12 protein-coding genes and 1 pseudogene are annotated in these 14,415 nt (G+C 70.5%); 6 read left to right on the top strand and 7 right to left on the bottom strand.

Annotated elements, in window-relative coordinates; all coding sequences use genetic code 11:
* The 3 genes from ACLEQD_RS21410 to ACLEQD_RS21400 form a co-directional block, all read left to right on the top strand.
* Window positions 1-583, top strand: a 583-nt coding sequence (locus tag ACLEQD_RS21410) for a tetratricopeptide repeat protein (RefSeq protein ID WP_410386227.1), incomplete at its 5' end; no start/stop codon positions are given.
* 18 nt (window positions 584-601) lie between these two features.
* Window positions 602-2,449, top strand: a complete 1,848-nt coding sequence (dnaK, locus tag ACLEQD_RS21405; RefSeq protein ID WP_410386225.1) for a molecular chaperone DnaK — start codon at window positions 602-604, stop codon at window positions 2,447-2,449.
* 3 nt (window positions 2,450-2,452) lie between these two features.
* Window positions 2,453-3,229: a hypothetical protein gene (locus tag ACLEQD_RS21400; RefSeq protein WP_410386223.1), complete on the top strand. Its 777-nt coding sequence runs from the start codon at window positions 2,453-2,455 to the stop codon at window positions 3,227-3,229.
* Window positions 3,230-3,246: 17 nt separating this feature from the next.
* On the opposite strand, the gene ACLEQD_RS21395 is transcribed toward ACLEQD_RS21400, so the two are convergent.
* From ACLEQD_RS21395 to ACLEQD_RS21365, 7 genes are all read right to left on the bottom strand, one after another.
* Window positions 3,247-3,729 (bottom strand): MaoC family dehydratase N-terminal domain-containing protein, encoded by a 483-nt coding sequence (locus ACLEQD_RS21395; protein WP_120605951.1) that lies wholly within the window; start codon window positions 3,727-3,729, stop codon window positions 3,247-3,249.
* Window positions 3,730-3,731: 2 nt separating this feature from the next.
* A complete protein-coding gene (locus ACLEQD_RS21390) occupies window positions 3,732-4,127 on the bottom strand; it encodes a MaoC family dehydratase (protein WP_410386221.1) in 396 nt (131 codons plus the stop codon).
* Window positions 4,128-4,225: 98 nt separating this feature from the next.
* The gene (locus ACLEQD_RS21385) at window positions 4,226-5,458 is read right to left on the bottom strand and encodes a PKD domain-containing protein (RefSeq protein WP_410386219.1); all 1,233 of its coding nucleotides are present in this window, start codon (window positions 5,456-5,458) and stop codon (window positions 4,226-4,228) included.
* Window positions 5,434-8,955, bottom strand: a complete 3,522-nt coding sequence (locus ACLEQD_RS21380) for a myxosortase-dependent M36 family metallopeptidase (protein WP_410386217.1) — start codon at window positions 8,953-8,955, stop codon at window positions 5,434-5,436. The genes ACLEQD_RS21385 and ACLEQD_RS21380 overlap by 25 nt, the downstream gene beginning before the upstream one ends.
* A 685-nt stretch (window positions 8,956-9,640) precedes the next feature.
* Window positions 9,641-10,810 (bottom strand): SDR family oxidoreductase, encoded by a 1,170-nt coding sequence (locus ACLEQD_RS21375; RefSeq protein WP_410386215.1) that lies wholly within the window; start codon window positions 10,808-10,810, stop codon window positions 9,641-9,643.
* 23 nt (window positions 10,811-10,833) lie between these two features.
* Complete coding sequence (gene coaE, locus ACLEQD_RS21370) at window positions 10,834-11,430, bottom strand: dephospho-CoA kinase (protein ID WP_410386213.1); 597 nt, start codon at window positions 11,428-11,430, stop codon at window positions 10,834-10,836.
* Window positions 11,431-11,433: 3 nt separating this feature from the next.
* Window positions 11,434-11,916: a hypothetical protein gene (locus ACLEQD_RS21365; RefSeq protein ID WP_410386211.1), complete on the bottom strand. Its 483-nt coding sequence runs from the start codon at window positions 11,914-11,916 to the stop codon at window positions 11,434-11,436.
* Window positions 11,917-12,051: 135 nt separating this feature from the next.
* On the opposite strand from ACLEQD_RS21365, the gene ACLEQD_RS21360 reads away from it, so the two are divergent.
* From ACLEQD_RS21360 to ACLEQD_RS21350, 3 genes and pseudogenes are all read left to right on the top strand, one after another.
* Window positions 12,052-12,567 carry a multiheme c-type cytochrome gene (locus ACLEQD_RS21360; RefSeq protein ID WP_410386209.1) on the top strand — a complete coding sequence of 172 codons (516 nt, stop codon included), beginning with the start codon at window positions 12,052-12,054 and terminating at the stop codon, window positions 12,565-12,567.
* A gap of 11 nt (window positions 12,568-12,578) precedes the next feature.
* Window positions 12,579-13,199: a ribosome biogenesis GTP-binding protein YihA/YsxC gene (gene yihA / locus ACLEQD_RS21355; RefSeq protein WP_410386207.1), complete on the top strand. Its 621-nt coding sequence runs from the start codon at window positions 12,579-12,581 to the stop codon at window positions 13,197-13,199.
* A 39-nt stretch (window positions 13,200-13,238) separates the two neighbouring features.
* Window positions 13,239-14,415 (top strand): annotated as a pseudogene (locus ACLEQD_RS21350) (DUF6178 family protein); the annotation flags it as partial.

Below are 14,415 nucleotides of genomic sequence, written 5' to 3'. Positions count from 1 at the left end.
CGTTCCAGCGGGCGGGCCTACTTCAGCAGGCCGCCTCGCGCGCCACCCGTACATGGCGCGCAGCCACAAGCTCACGGAGCTCATCGCCCGGGGCAGGGCGGCCACCGCGCGCGGGGACTTCGAGCGGGCCTACCAGGACTTCAACCACGTGCTGGGCCTGGACCCGAAGAACCGCGAGGTCGCCCAGCTGCTGGTGGAGGCGCGCCGCAAGCACGACCTGCACCGCGCGCAGGCGGAGGTGGTTCGCGGCCAGGAGCTGGAGATGCGCGGGGATTTCGCCGGCGCGCAGGCGGCCTACCGGCTGGCCGTGTCGCTCAACGCGGACAACCCGGAGGCGGCCTTCCAGGCGGCGCGCGTGGGGCGCGAGCTGACGCAGGATCCGCAGGAGGTGCTGAAGCTCGCGCAGCGCGCGGTGGAGCTGAAGCCGGGGCGCGCGGACTACCAGCTCTTGCTGGCCCAGCTGCTCCTGGTGGCGGGGCAGAAGAAGCAGGCCAAGCTCCACTTCGAGGACGTCGTGCGCCTGGACCCCGACAACGCAGACGCTCGCGCCGCCCTCAAGAAGCTGCGCTGGACGTTCACGTGATGAGGTGCATGCGTCCCCATGGCTGCTGAGCCCGAACCGCTGATTGGCATCGACCTGGGGACGACGAACAGCCTCGTCGCCACGGTGCAGGACGGTCAGCCCCTCATCATCAAGAACCGCACCGGCCAGCCCCTCACCCCGTCCGTGGTGGCGGTGTCGAAGAACGGCAAGCGGCTGGTGGGCGGCATCGCCAAGCGGCAGGCCATCACCAACCCCCAGGAGACGGTGTCCGCGGCGAAGCGCCTCATCGGCCGCAAGTTCTCCTCGCACCCGGTGCAGGACGCGATGCGCGCGCTCACGTACCAGGTGGTGTGCGGCCAGCACGACGACGTGCGCATCCGGCTGGCGGGCCGCGACCTCGCCGTGCCGGAGGTCAGCGCCATGATATTGGCGGAGCTGAAGGCGGACGCGGAGGCGCACTTCGGCCGGCCCGTCACCCAGGCCGTCATCACCGTGCCGGCCTACTTCAACGACGGGCAGCGCCAGGCCACCAAGGACGCGGGCCGCATCGCGGGGCTGGAGGTCCTTCGCATCATCAACGAGCCCACCGCGGCGGCGCTGGCCTACGGCTTCGGGCGCACGGTGAACGGGAAGATCGCCGTGCTGGACCTGGGCGGCGGCACCTTCGACGTGTCGGTGCTGGAGATCAACAACGGCATCTTCGACGTGGTGGCCACCGGCGGTGACACCTTCCTCGGCGGCGAGGACTGGGACCACCGCATCATCGAGTGGATGGTGTTCTCCTTCGCCAAGGAGCACGGCATCGACCTGCGCAAGGACCGCATGGCGCTGCAGCGGCTGAAGGACGCCGCGGAGAAGGCCAAGGTGGAGCTGTCGTCGGTGAAGGAGACGCAGGTGCACCTGCCCTTCATCTGCACGCCGCCGGGCGGAGGCGCCGCGCTGCACCTGCAGTCCACGCTCACCCGCGAGAAGCTGGAGGACCTCACCGCGGACCTGGGCGAGCGCCTGGTGGGCATCACGTCGGAGGTCCTGGGCGAGGCGAAGGTGCGCCCCTCGGAGCTCAAGGAGGTCATCCTCGTGGGGGGCATGTCGCGCATGCCCCGCATCATCGAACAGGTGCGCCAGTACTTCCGCCGCGAGCCCTGCAAGGGCGTGCACGCCGAGGAGGTCGTCGCCCTGGGCGCCGCCATCCAGGCGCACGCGCTGGTGGGGCAGCAGAGCGAGCTGCTCCTGCTGGACGTCACGCCGCAGAGCATGGGCGTGGCCATCGCGGGCGGCTACGTGCGCAGGCTGATTCCGCGCAACACCACCGTGCCCACGTCCGCCACGGAGGTGTTCGCCACCTCCAAGGACTTCCAGCGCACGGTGAAGATCATGGTGCTCCAGGGCGAGCACGAGCTGGCCCACCACAACGAGCTGCTGGGCGAGTTCCTCCTCACCGGCCTGCGCGAGGCGCCGCGCGGACAGGTGGAGATTGAGGTGACGTTCGACATCAACGCGGAGGGCATCGTGTCGGTGTCCGCGCGCGACCGCGACACGGGCCTGCGCCAGTCCATCACCGTCACCGCCTCCAGCGGCCTCACCGAGGACGAGCTGCGCCGCATCATGGACGAGCAGCGCGACTGGCTGGTGACGGCGCGCAACACGGAGGAGCTGAAGTCCAGGCGCGTGGAGCTGGACACCCTGGCCCGGGACCTGGTGGACGCGCTCTCCCGCGTGCGGCTCATGCCCGGGGCCGGAGGCCTGCCGCCGGACGTCGTCGCCCGCGCGGAGGCCGCCCTGGACCATGCGCGCCAGGCGCGCGGCGTGGAGGACGTGGGCGCGCTCAGGCGGGCCTGTGAGGCCCTGGCCCAGAGCCTGCCGCTGTTGCGCTCGGCCGGCACGCGCGGAACGCCGGGGAGGTAGCCCATGAACGCGCTCCGGGCCAAGGCGCTCGTCGAAGCCGGGTTGCTGTTGCGACTGAGTGGCGACATGGCCGGTGCGGAGAAGCTGTTCGCGAGGGCCCTGGAGCTGGACCCCGGCAACGCGCGCGCGCGCCGGCTGCTGGGGCGGGACGGCCCGGCGGAGCACGGGGGGGATACCGGGTGGAACCTGGCGAGCCCCGACCAGGAGGTGGACTGGGGCGCCTGGGCGGGCCCCTCCACGCCGGGCCCGGTGGAGGTTGCCCTGCGGGACTCCGTGAGCCTGCCCGAAGGGACGGGGATGCGCGGTGACGCGTTGGATCTCATCGCGGAGGCGCACCGCACGCAGGAGTTCGGGCTGCCGGACACCTTCGCCCCGGCGGGCGGGCTGCCGGAGGGCTCGGAGGTGGAGAGCCTGCTGCGGGGCGCGGAGGACCTGCTGGCGCTGGACGACCACTCCGGCGCGGTGGAGCTCTTGCGCCGGGCGCAGTCGCTGGCGCCGGAGAACCCGCGCGTGGAGGCGCTGCGCGACCGCAGCGAGCGCATCCTGGTGTCCATGCTGGAGGCCCGGCTGGGGGACCTGAACCGCATGCCCCGCGTGCGGTTGCAGCCGGACGACATCATCTGGCTCAACCTGGACCACCGCGCGGGCTTCGTGCTGGCGCAGATTGACGGCGCGGTGAGCTTCGACGACCTCTTCGCGCTGTCGGGCATGTCGCGCCTGGACACCGCGCGCATCCTCGCGCAGCTGCTCGACGAGGGCATCATCGCCCCCGGCGAGTAGGCCGCTGCTTCGCTACGTCACGCGGGGCGGATGACGGCCGTCCAGACGCCGCGCACCACGGGCTCGCCCTTCGCGTTGCGCGTCTCCGTGGTGACGACGAGGAAGTCCATCCCGGCCTTGCGGTACAGCTCTGAAATCTGGCCCGTGGTGGTGAGCACGTCCCCGGGGCGCATCACGCCCAGGAACTCCAGCTCCTGCTCCCCATGCACCAGCCGCACGCGGTCCACGCCCAGCTCCGGGTCCGCGATGGCGGCGCTGAAGGGACGGATGGCGAACACCACCGCGAAGCTGGGGAAGGCGATGACGTCGCCATACGGGCCCGCCTGCGCCGCCTCCTGCGAGTAGAGCAGGGGGCTTACGTGCGCGGGCGGCTCACCGAAGGTGCCCGCGGAGGGCACGGAGCCGCCGAGGATGAGGGAGAACTCGCGCAGCTTCTCCCGGCCGATTTCGTAGGTGAAGGGGCCGTAGGCACGGCCGACGAACTTGGGGTCCAGGGCCATGGCTATCCGAGCGAGCTTTCGATGACGGCGCCCCGGAGGACGGGCTCGCCGCGCTGGTTGGTGGCGGTGACTTCCGTCGTCAGCCGGCCGTCCGCGACGGCGGTGACGCGGCCCTGGAAGGTGACGGTGTCCTCGGGGAGCACCGGCCGGGAGAAGCGCACCCTCACGCGGCGCACCCGGCCCGGGTCGCCCACGAAGACGGCCACGGCCTCCACGGCCCAGCCCAGCGTGCAGAGCCCCTGGAGGATGACGCCGTTGAAGCCGGCGAGCTTCCCCACCTCCGGGTCGATGTGGATGGGGTTGTAGTCCCCGGAAGCGCCCGCGTAATACACCGGCCGCAGCCGGTCGCATTGGCGGACGTGGGTGAAGGTGTCTCCCACCTGGAACGTGCGTGCCATGAGGCGCGCGAGCCTACCGCAGGAAACGAAGAAGGGGCGGCCCCCACTCACGTGAGGACCGCCCCCGTCACTTCAGGACTTCAGGACGAAGCGCCGGCTTACGCCTTGCGACGGCGCGCGAGCGCCATCGCCGCGAACAGCGCCATCAGCGGCGCCATGCCGCCCGCGGAGCCGCCCGTGGACGAGCAGCCGCCGCCCTTGTTCTTCACCTTCACCGTGTAGGTCACCGGACCGGCGGACGCGCCGTGGGTGTCCGTGACCGTGAGGCTGAAGGTGAGGTCCGTGTCGGACTTCACGCTCGGCGCGGTGAACTCCAGCTTGGCCGTGCTGGCGCCCGTGAGGGTCACGGACGGGCCGCCCGTCTGGGTCCAGGCGTAGGTGAGCGCGTCACCGTCCGGATCCTTGGCGTTGGTGGTGATGCTCACCTTGTCGCCCTCGGTCGCGGTGCTGGTGGTGCCGGACACGGTGGGGGCGCGGTTGTCCACGCTGACCTTCACGTTGACCAGGTCGGAGGCGGACTCGCCACCGGCCGTCACGGTGAGGCGGAACGACAGCTCCTCGTCCGCGGCCACGTTGGGGGCGGTGAACTTCGCGGTGGCCGTGTCGGTGCCGGACAGCGTCACCGTCGTGCCGCTCACCTGGGTCCAGGCGTAGGTGATGGCGTCACCCTCGGCGTCCGTGGCGGTGCCGGACAGCGTCACCTCCGCGCGGGCCGCCACTTCCTGATCCGCGCCAGCGTCCACCACCGGCGGACGGTTGACGTTCTTCACCGTCACCGCCACGGACTGCTTGGTGGAGGCCGCGCCGTCGGACACCGTGACCGTGAAGGTCAGCTGCGTGTCCTCCGTCACCTCCGGGGCCGTGAACGTGGCCTTGGCGGAGGTGGCGTCGGTCAGCGTCGCCGCGACGTCACCGCCGGTCTGCGCCCAGGAGTAGGTGAGCGCCTGGCCGTCCGGATCCGTGGAGCCGGAAGCGTCCAGCTCCGCCGTCTCGCCCTCGTTCACCGACTCCGTCGCGGTGGCCATGACGACCGGAGCGCGGTTGATGTTGTTCACGCCGATGTCGACCGTCTTCGGGAGGCTCGTCTTGCCCTGTGCGTCCGTCACCACCAGCTGGAAGGTGAGGTACTGGGTGAAGGCGACGTCCGTCACGAAGGTCGGCGTGGCGGTGTCCGCGCCGGTCAGCGTCACCGGAGCCTGGCCGCCCACCTGCGTCCACTGGTACGTGAGCACGTCACCCGAAGCGGCGTCCGGGTCGAAGCTGCCCGTGCCGTTGAGGGTCACCGTGGTGCGCTGCTGCTGGCCGTTCACGGTCGTGAACTCGGGAACCACCTGCGGGACACCGGCGTGCGCCACCGGGCGCTGGTTGCACGCGCCCGCGTCGCCGGCTGGTCCACCTGCGACGAGAACACCGGGGTCGCGCCCTCGAGCGTGGGCTCCGCGATGTCGATGCCGTACGCGCCCTGGCCCGCGTCCGCACCCACGCGGAAGCGCAGCTTGACGCGCATGATGCCCTGCTTCTGGAAGTAGTCCCCGAAGTCGAACTCCTCCACGTTGAAGCCGGGGAACCCGGCCGACGCGCGGGCGTAGGCGCGCTGCCCCTCGATGGGGTTGCCGCCGCCCAGCGAGATGGCGGCCGCGTAGTACTTCGGCGCGACGGTCGGGACCTTCGCGGTGAGGGTGTTCAGGTTCGCCCACGACACGCCGTTGGTGCTGTACTCCACGGTGGCACCGTCGTACGGAGTCGCGGCCGCCGTGTAGTCCGTCTCGAAGGAGTGGCGGAAGTAGTAGGCGAAGTAGAAGCCCTCCGTGGCGCTCAGCGTCAGCCAGGGGCTGGTGAGCGTCATCTCGCCCGGGGCGTTGGCGTCGTCGGCATGCGCGATGCTGTCGGTGCCCAGCTGGATGACCTTCCAGTCACCGCCCGCGGTGTAGTTCTCCGACACCGTCCACGCGCTCAGGCCGGTCTTGAAGTACTCCGTCGTGCCGGACACCGGCACGTCGTCGTAGTTCACGTGCGGGTCGAACGACACGGTCTTCGCCGCGGCAGGCAGGCTGGCCTCGTCGAAGACGATCTTCAGCTTGGCGGTGGCACCCGCTCCGGTCACGGCCGTCAGGGCCACCGGCACGGTGATCTTCGTCTCCGCGCCGCGCGCCAGCGCCGGCACGGTCACGGTGGTCCCAGCCGGGAAGCCCACCGTCGCGGTGGTGCTGGTGGTGCTGAGGGTGCCCGTGAAGGACCCCAGCGCGCCGCCGCCCACGTTGCGCACGGTCAGGTGCAGCAGGCCTTCCTCGCCCACGTCGAGCACGCCGTCCTTGTCGCAGCCGGACCGGCTGTCATCCAGCCTCAGGCCGGTGACCTCGATGGTGTTGCCCGTGACCTTGCTCTCCACCACGCCGACGTGGTCCCACGAGTTGCGGTCCGGCACCTTGGCGCCGAAGCCCGCGCCGCGCTTGGCGAAGGCCGCGACGAAGCGGCTGTAGTCAGCCGGATCGCTGGCAGCCGCCACCGCGAGGAGGGCGTCGCGCGCCTCCAGGAAGGTGGGAGCGTTCGGCGTCGCCTTGTACGCGGCGACGAGGTAGCGCTTCATCCGCTCCTGGGCCTCCGAGAACGGATAGGCGTTGAGGAGGCTCGCGTAGCACTCCCACAGCATGGACGCCCAGATCTCACCGGAGTTGTGGACCTCGCTGTTGCTGGCGCCCGTCAGCGCCGACGTGTTCGCGTTGGCGGGCAGCGCGGTGCCGTTGGCGATGTGCTTCAGCGACAGCGCGTTCTTGGTCAGGTCCGTCGTGTAGGGCAGCCGACGCAGGCCGAAGTAGTAGCCCTGGTTCCGGCCGCCGCTGCTGACCCAGCCCGCATCGCCGTAGACGCCCTGCCACTGGTTGTTGCCGGGCTTGTTGCCGTCCTCCGCGCGCACCTGCATCAGCATGGCGGTGAAGTCGCCCCAGCCCTCGCCCATGGAGCGGCCCTGGTTGTTCGACAGGCCGGCCGCGTTGCCGATGAGGCGGTTGGAGATGTAGTGGCCCCACTCGTGCGCGATGACCGCGTTGTCCAGCGTGCCGTCGCGGTCCTCCTTGGGGGACTTGCGCAGCGTCACGTTGACCGCGCCGTTCGCCAGCTGGGCCCGCCAGGCCGCCGCCGCGGCCTGGGAGATCATCAGCGACGGCGTCGTGACGAACGGGTCGTCCACGCCGTTGCCGGCCATGCCCGCGGGGCTGCCAGGGGCGTTATTGCCGATGATGGTGGCGAGCGCGCCCGCCTCGTGAGCGTTGCGCGACTTCACGACGAAGTTGCACGTGCCGCGGTCGATTAGGGCGATCTTCCCGCTGAAGGTGTTCGCGGGGAACGGGTCGCAGCCGAGCTTGTTGGTGTCGTCCGCGGCAGGACTCTTGATATCACCCGTGACGTCGTAGCTCTTGGGGCCGTAGCTGGCCGAGGCCGCCTCGTAGATGCCCGCGATGGCCGCCGGGGACTTCACGGACAGCTCCGGCGTGCCGTTGAAGAGGTACATCTGCATGCGCGGCGAGGCACCGTCGGACGGGGTGCTCATGTTCGCGTTGTCGCGGCCGCTGCTGTCCAGGCCCTGCGCCTGGATGGGGTCTCCCTCCACGCCGCCACGGCCGTAGTTGACGGACTGGGCGTTGCCCGAGGCCTCGTCGAAGCCGACGTCGTAGAACCAGTCGTGCAGGAAGTTGTTGACGTAGAAGAGGTTGACCACCGCCGCCTTGGCCTGCGTGGCGTTCGCGTCCGGGGCCAGGGAGGTGTCGTAGACGTACCCGAAGGTCCGCTCCGAGGTGACCGTCGGCCGGATGTCATCCGTGCCGGGCTGGTAGCCGTCCGGCAACGACAGGTCCGCGTACGCGTCCACGTTGTTGCCCGTGGTCACCGTGGCGTTGTTGGGCAGCCACGGGTCGTTGAGGCTGAACGGCACGTTGGTGATCGTGATGTCCTTCGCCGCGCGGTTCAGGGGCCCCTGCGAACCGTCCGGGAGGCCCGTGGGGTGGGGCGTCATGTCGTTGCCCTGGGGACCGTCCTCGGGCACGTACGGCTCCGCCGCGTCCGCGTAGACCTTGTACGTGAAGGGCTCGGCGGCCACGTCCACGGTCAGGTTGTTGCGGAAGAGCACCTGGCCGGTGGCCGCGGAGATGACGTAGCCGTAGTAGTCGCTGGAGCGCGAGGCCTTGGGGCCGGCGTTGACCTCCACGTACCAGGCGGGCTCCAGCCCGTCCGCCATCGTGAAGAACACCTGGCGGGCGCGAGCCGGGGAGACCAGGTCCTGCGGCAGCGCGGCCTTCGCGGAGGGGTTCAGCGCGAAGAAGGTGTGGTCCCCCTTCGTGCCGGTGTTGACGAACGACGACGCCGGCGCGCTGGAGCCCGTCAGGTCCTTGAACGCGGAGGCGACCGCGTCCGCGGCACCCAGGCTGAAGGCGCCGGTGCGGGACTTGGCGCGCGCGGCCTGCGTGAGCTCGGACGGAGCCAGGTAGCCGCTCACGGCCACCAGGCGCTGGTCCTGGCCCATGATGACCTTGACCTCGTTGCGGAAGACCGGGATGCCGTTCACCGTCTGGTGGAACGTGGCGACGACCGCGCCCTTGCCCGTGTCATGCAGCGAGCGCAGCGTGGCGCCCGCGACGTCCGTGCGCGACAGCCGGTAGCTGTCCGCCACGTTCTGCAGGTGCGCGCGCGCCGCGGCCTCCGCCGTCATGCCGGAGCGGATGACCGACTTGGACTGCGCACCGTCCTGTGCCGCCCACGCGAACGTGGGCACGCCGAGCCGCTGCTCGGTCTGCTCGATGCGGAGCCCGCGCGACGCGGCCGCGGCGGAATCCACGGACAGCGGGCGGGACTCCCGCTGCTCCAGAACGCGTCGAAGTTCGACCGCTCCTTGGCCCACGCGCTGGTACCCGCGACGGGCACCAGCAGCAGGCTGGTCAACAGCTTTTCCCTGAGACGCATGCGCCTTCCTTCTTGGGGGTGATGAACTGCCGGACGAGGGGACTGCGAGTGACGGAACCGCGAGACACGACGACTGCATCAGGAGAGGACCGCCGGGGGCGGCGAGCCTCCCCTTACGGATGGCGGGCCGTGGGTGGACAACCGCCCGATAGGGAACGCTTCCCAACGCCCGAGGTCGCAGGGGCGACGCGAAGGCGGGGACCCGCGTGGAAAGGCTGGACGTGAAACACGAACAGGGCGGCCGCGGAGCGCTTCGACAGGCCGGACAGCCGGGGCGTCACACCCCAACCCGGGGCGGCCCATTCGAATCGACTGTCAACGGTCACCGGCAAGCGCTGCGCTCCAACCCACTCTTCCGGTCGCGGTTGTGTTCACCGCGCCAGGTTCAGTGGGAGCGCATGCTAACCAGGACACTGTTTCGTTGAAAAGAGGGGGGCCCCTGCAACTTTGCGTTAGCAACCCAGTAACAATTGTCAGTCTGGAATAAGCCGCAGCAGCCAGGCGGGCGCGAGCGCGCGACGGGCGCCGCGCCGCACCTTGCGCCCGGGCGCGAACCCTGCTCAGCGGCGCGAGCGGGGCGCCGGGACGTCGTCGGGTGAAGGCAGCGGTCCGTGGTCGAGCGGATCCTCCACCTCCGCGCCTTCCTTGCGCTGTTTGTATTGCTCACGCACGTAGGCGACGAGCTGATCCAGATAGGACGACAGCGGCGGGCAGCGCACGCCGGTGCCGTCCAGCAGCTCCAGCGTGTTGTGACAATTGTAGATGGCCAGGTGGTTCACGTAGCTGATGGCGGCGCGCTGGGGCCGCGCCAGCTTCTCCAGCACGGGCAGCCGCAGCATCACGTCCGCGGCGCGCGCGGACAGGTTGAAGCGCGGCAGCCGCTTGTGGGCCTTCTCCGCGATGAGCTCGTACACGCGCCGCGCGCTCATGGGGTTGGGGTCCACCAGGTGGAAGGTGCGCCCCTGGGCCCGCGCGTCCCGCGACAGCCGCCACACGGCCTCCACCACGTAGTCCACCGGCACCACGTTGAGCGGCGCGACGCCGTTGCCCGGCAGGGGCAGCGGCACCACCAGCGGAGACGTGACGAGCAGGATGCCCAGGTAGTACGGGCCCTCGAAGCGGTCGATCTCCCCCGTGCGCGAGTCGCCCACCACGCTGGACGGCCGGAAGATGGTGACGGGGAGGGTGGCCGCCGCGCGCTGCACCAGCCGCTCCGCCTGGAACTTCGTCTCCTCGTAGGCGTTGCGGAAGGCCTGGCCCCGGTCCAGCTCGTCCTCGGCGATGACGCCCACGCGGTCGCCGGACACGTAGCAGGTGGAGAAGTGGTTGAAGCGCGAGAGGTGCTCGCAGTCGCGCGCCAGCTCCAGCAGGTTGCGCGTGCCGTCCACGTTCACCCGCCACGCGGTCTCCTTGGGCACGCCCAGCTGCGAGACGGCAGCCAGGTGGAAGATGTCCGTCACCTGTTCGCACAGGCGCTGGTACTCCTCGCCGGACAGGCCCAGGTGCATGTCCACCGCGTCCCCGGTGAGCAGCTCCACGCGCGCGCCCGTCACCTTCGCCGCGAGCGCCTGCGCCTCCTTGAAGGACTTGGGCTGCACCAGCGCGTAGATGTGCCCCTGCGGGTCCTCCCGCGCGATGTGCTCCACCAGCCGCTTGCCGATGAACCCCGGGTAGCCGGTGATGAAGTAGGTGCCAGGCCTGTCGTGCCGCGTCTTCGACGTCTCGCTCATGCGCGGCGCAGCATAACCGCCCGTCAGCCGTGCGCGAGCATCGCCCGCCACACCGCCTCCACCTGGAGACGGGTGGCGTCCGGCGCGCCGCTGTTGTCGATGACCCACGTCGCGTGCGCGCGCTTGTCGTCCAGCGCCAGCTGGGCCTGGAGCCGCGCCTCCGCCTGGGCCGCGTCCAGCCCGTCGCGCGCCATCAGCCGCGCCTTCTGCACCTCGCGCGGCACCCACACCACGGCCACGCCCTCCATGGCCGAGTGCAGCCCCGTCTCGATGAGCAGCGGGACGTCGTAGACGACGTGGGTGACGCCCTCCGCCTCCAGCGCCTGGAGCTTCTGGAGGAAGAGGGCGCGCACCTCCGGGTGCACGATGGCGTTGAGGGCGGCCCGTTCGGCGGGGTCCGCGAAGATGTGCGCGCCCAGCCTCACCCGGTCCAGGCGGCCGTCGGGGCCCACCACGCCGGGGAAGCGCTCCGAGATGCGCTGAAGGCCGGGCGTGCCGGGCTCCACCACCTCCCGGGCGAGCACGTCCGCGTCCAGCACGCGCGCGCCCAGCTCCCGCAGCATCCGGCTCACCGTGCTCTTGCCGGAGGCGATGCCGCCCGTCAGGCCGAAGACGTGCACGGGCTACTTCGCGGCCCTGGGCGTGGTGAAGACGAAGGACTGCACCGTCTTGCCGTCCTCGTTGAAGAAGATGGCCATGCCCAGCTTCACGTAGAGGAAGTAGGTGCGGAAGTCGTCCGTCAGCTTGCGCAGGTAGCAGGGCGTGGCGGGCATGGCGCCGGCCGGGCACGCGGGGCCGTAGCTGTTCTCGATGGTGTCCTTCTCGATGACGGGCGCGGGGAACACGTCGATGCGCTCCACCTGCTGGGTGGCCGGGTCCAGCTTGAACTGGGCCTGGGTGGTGCCCTTGATGGCCTCCTTGGCGAAGTAGGCCAGGATCTCCTTGCCCCCCTGGCTCATGGTCCGGGACGGCTCCCCGAACTTCTTCACCACGTCCTCCTTCTTGGAGGACCCGGGCTCGATGCCCTGCCACGGCTTGGCGGAAGCAGGCAGGGAGACGGCAAGGACGGCAACGGCGAACAGGACGGCAATCACGGGGGTCCGCATCTCGACTCCTCCCTAGCGGATCAGGCAGGCACGCCTCAAGGTCCGTTACCTCAAGCCACGCACCTGTCCACCCGGTATTCAATCACGAACGAGACGCCTTGCCCCCTCCGGGGGCCTCTGCTACGTGCTCAAGGTATGTCTTCTCGTGCCTTCCGGGTCTTTTGCGCCCTCCTGCTCGCCGTGTCGGGTGGCCTCGCCGGCGCCGCGGACTTCACGGGTCCCGACAGCTGCAAGGGCTGCCACCCGGAGGCGTACGACGCGTGGATGAAGTCCAAGCACGCCCGGGCCACGGAGACGCTGGCGGAAGGGCAGAAGAAGGACGCGCGCTGCCTGTCCTGCCACGCGCCCGACCAGGCGGAGCAGCAGCTGTCGGCCGTCACCTGTGAGACGTGCCACGGCGGCGGGCAGTACTACTCTCCGTCCTACGTGATGAAGGACCCGGAGCTGTCGCGGCTGGTGGGGCTGGTGGACCCCTCGGAGAAGCAGTGCCGCACCTGCCATGACGCGTCCTCGCCGTCCCTGCGTCCGTTCGACTTCAAGGAAGCGCTGAAGGCCATCGACCACTGGTCCGCCGACCGTGCCCGCAAGCAGACCCGCGCGGACGCGACCCCTGCCCCCAAGACGCCGGCTCCCGCCACGGCGAAGAAGTAAGTGACCCCCGCTTGATCAAGATCCTCGACTCCCGCTTCGTCACCACCGCCGTGGAGCTCAAGGGGCTGCCCACGGACCACGCCGCGGAGGTGGCCTTCGTCGGCCGCTCCAACGTCGGCAAGTCGTCCATGATCAACGCCCTGACGAACCGGCGGAAGCTGGTGCGCGTGTCCAACACGCCGGGGCGCACCCGGACGCTCAACTTCTTCGACGTGGACCTGGACCGCGACGGCGTGCGCCACACGGTGCGCCTGGCGGACCTGCCCGGCTACGGCTTCGCCAGGGCGAGCAAGGCGGACAAGGCCCAGTGGCAGGAGATGATCACCACCTACCTCAAGAACCGGCACCGGCTGGAGGTGGTGGTGAGCATCATCGACGCGGAGGTGGGCCCCACGCCGGAAGATTTGCAGACGCTGGACTACCTCCAGGAGCACAACCGCCGCATCCTCGTCGTGGCCACCAAGGTGGACCGGCTGACGAAGGCGCAGCGCAAGCCCCGGCTGCAGAAGCTGGCCACCCAGCTGGAGCTGCCCCGCGAGGCGGTCATCCCGTTCTCCTCCACGGAGAAGCTGGGCGTGGAGGAGGTGTGGGGCACGCTGCTGGACACCTTCGGCAAGGCCACCCGCGTCTGAGGCTGCCGGGGCCGGGCGCGCTGTGGTAGCACCCCCGGCGTGTCCCAGAACGGCAAGACGAATGGTGGTGGTTCGCCCCTCGCGCCCCGCGAGGAGCGTCAGCGGTTGATGCGCCTGTCCCCGCGCCAGCGGGTGGCGGCGCTCTTCGACGCGGAGGACACGGCCGCGCTGGTGCGCTCGCTGCCGGCGGAGGACCTCTACGTCACCATCCAGGAGGTGGGGCTGGCGGACACGACGGAGCTCGTGCAGCTGGCGTCCCCCGCGCAGTTCCGCACCTTCGTGGACCTGGGCGGCTGGGTGAAGGACAAGCTGGACCCGCACGCGGTGCTCACCTGGCTGCGCGCCGCGCGCGGCGACGAGCAGGAGGACTTCCTGCGCAAGGTGCACGCGGTGGACCTGGAGGTGGTGGAGACGCTCCTCAAGGAGTTCACCGTCGTCCACGACCTGGAGGAGAACCCGGACGTCAACCCGCAGGGGATGACGATGGAGACCCCGGAGGGGCGCTACCTGGTGGAGCTGAAGGTGGAGGGCGTGGAGATGTCCGCCATGCGCGCGCTCCTCAACGACCTCATCGCGGAAAACCCCTTCGAAGCGGTGCGCCTCTTCGAGGCCGTGCGCTGGGAGATTCCCTCCGAGCTGGAGGAGACCGCGTTCCAGTTCCGCCGCGCGCGCCTGTCCGACCTGGGCTTCCCCACGCTGGAGGACGCCCTGGCCCTCTTCAGCCGCGTGGACGTGCCGCCGCGCCCCTCGCCTTCCGGGACGCCCGCGCTCACCGCGACGGGCGGCCACGTGGACTACCTGGAGGCGGCCTTCCGGGATTTGTCCGACGTGGAGCGGATGAACGCGGAGGACGAGCTGCGGGAGGTGGCCAACGCGGTGCTCGTCGCGGAGCTGGGCGACCCGGGCGACCTGGACGCCGTGCGCCGCGTGGGGGAGTGGGTGCGCGACTACCTGTCGCTGGGCCTGGAGCACCTGACGGGCGGCGACCCCGCGAAGGCGCCGGAGGTGCTGCGCGACACGCCCCTGCGCCGCGTCTTCCAGGTGGGCTTCACGCTGACGCTCCAGCTCAAGTACCGCGCGGACCGCCTCTTCAAGGCGCCCTTCGTGAAGGTGGACGACGTGCCGCTGGTGCTCCCGGAGGAGGCCGCCGCGCTGGAGGCCCTCCGCCGCAAGCGCCCCGCAGGGCCCTGCGCGTCCCCGGCGCGGAGGCCGTGCC

The organism is Corallococcus sp. 4LFB (genome assembly GCF_046520365.1).
Taxonomy (GTDB): domain Bacteria; phylum Myxococcota; class Myxococcia; order Myxococcales; family Myxococcaceae; genus Corallococcus; species Corallococcus caeni.
Note: the sequence above shows the minus strand (reverse complement) of the source record. Positions and strands in the feature narration are given on the sequence as shown.

What these genes read in the sequence shown, in the direction of transcription:
- dnaK (WP_410386225.1), top strand. Translation starts at nt 602, where the DNA reads ATGGCTGCTGAGCCCGAACCGCTGATTGGCATCGACCTGGGGACGACG.
- ACLEQD_RS21360 (WP_410386209.1), top strand. Translation starts at nt 12,052, where the DNA reads ATGTCTTCTCGTGCCTTCCGGGTCTTTTGCGCCCTCCTGCTCGCCGTG.
- ACLEQD_RS21400 (WP_410386223.1), top strand. Translation starts at nt 2,453, where the DNA reads ATGAACGCGCTCCGGGCCAAGGCGCTCGTCGAAGCCGGGTTGCTGTTG.
- ACLEQD_RS21390 (WP_410386221.1), bottom strand. Translation starts at nt 4,127, where the DNA reads ATGGCACGCACGTTCCAGGTGGGAGACACCTTCACCCACGTCCGCCAA.
- ACLEQD_RS21365 (WP_410386211.1), bottom strand. Translation starts at nt 11,916, where the DNA reads ATGCGGACCCCCGTGATTGCCGTCCTGTTCGCCGTTGCCGTCCTTGCC.
- ACLEQD_RS21375 (WP_410386215.1), bottom strand. Translation starts at nt 10,810, where the DNA reads ATGAGCGAGACGTCGAAGACGCGGCACGACAGGCCTGGCACCTACTTC.
- ACLEQD_RS21395 (WP_120605951.1), bottom strand. Translation starts at nt 3,729, where the DNA reads ATGGCCCTGGACCCCAAGTTCGTCGGCCGTGCCTACGGCCCCTTCACC.